This window comes from Paenibacillus sp. GbtcB18, from assembly GCF_019091125.1.
GTDB classification, from domain to species: Bacteria; Bacillota; Bacilli; order Paenibacillales; family NBRC-103111; genus Paenibacillus_F; species Paenibacillus_F chitinolyticus.
On sequence record NZ_JAGXJX010000067.1, the window covers coordinates 1 to 1038 of the forward strand.

A 1038-nucleotide genomic window follows, 5' to 3' on the forward strand; every position below is an offset into this window, starting at 1 on the left:
CAGAAATCATTTTTATATTTACTATGAAGTACCTTCAAAAATCCCATACTTTACTCCAAATAACTTTCTATTTATCAATAGGCGTACTGGGTTTTATTATTAGTCATTACACCCATTTACCATGGGGACTAGATATTGCATTGGTTGTACAACTATTCTTATTTATAGGTAATAAACTTAAATACTATGGATTATTCACACGCTTTAAATTAAGCAAATCATTTTTAATCCCAACTCTGTTTATATTTCTAATTATGAATCCTATTAATAGCTTTATTGATATAAACAATAGAATGTACGGAAATCTTATACTATTTTATGTGAATGGAATTTGTGGTAGCCTACTCATGCTTTATTTATCCCAATTATTAGGACTAACAAAAATTATTTCACGGCTCTTTATCTATTTCGGGAAGAATTCCATTAACATATTAATATTCCATAACGCTGTCTTTTGGTTAATGCTTCTAATTAACAGAATACTCCCGTATCCGATTTTCTCTCATTGGATCTTATTCACTATATTTGGCATAGCTATTAGTTTGTTAATATCTTATTTTATAAAGAAATATCCACTAACTCGAATGCTTTTCAATGGAACTAAGCCTGCAAAAAGAATTAAAATACCACTTACAACAGATAAAGCAATGAAGTAGTACGTAAAATAAAAATTTGGAAACAAAAAGGAAGCATTTATATATCCTATTTTAAATGCTGTTTGTTATTATGAAAGTGACTCAAATAAATCACCTTCATAATAACAAACATATTATAATTTAAAACTCCAAAGCTACTAACGTTTTGTTAAAGGAGCGATAAACAATTTTATATAGCTTTAAATATACAAAAAAAGAAATGGATTTACTTCATGTTCCATATATGAACTGTGAAGTAAATCCTTTTTATTATAACCGAGATTTGTGAATCGCTTCTCTGCTTTCTTCACTTTTATTGCTATGAATGAGCTTTAATTCCAAATTTATATTTCTATGCCTCATAACCATTAGGTTGCTTCTGATGCCCATTCCAAGCATGCTC

The 1038-nt window shown here is 28.4% G+C and carries 1 protein-coding gene; it reads left to right on the top strand.

Going from position 1 to position 1038, the window contains the following annotated elements; all coding sequences use genetic code 11:
* Positions 1 to 656 (top strand): hypothetical protein (locus tag KVT34_RS29520; RefSeq protein ID WP_217563219.1); only part of this gene is annotated, 656 nt, incomplete at its 5' end.
* Positions 657 to 1038: the final 382 nt, after the last annotated feature.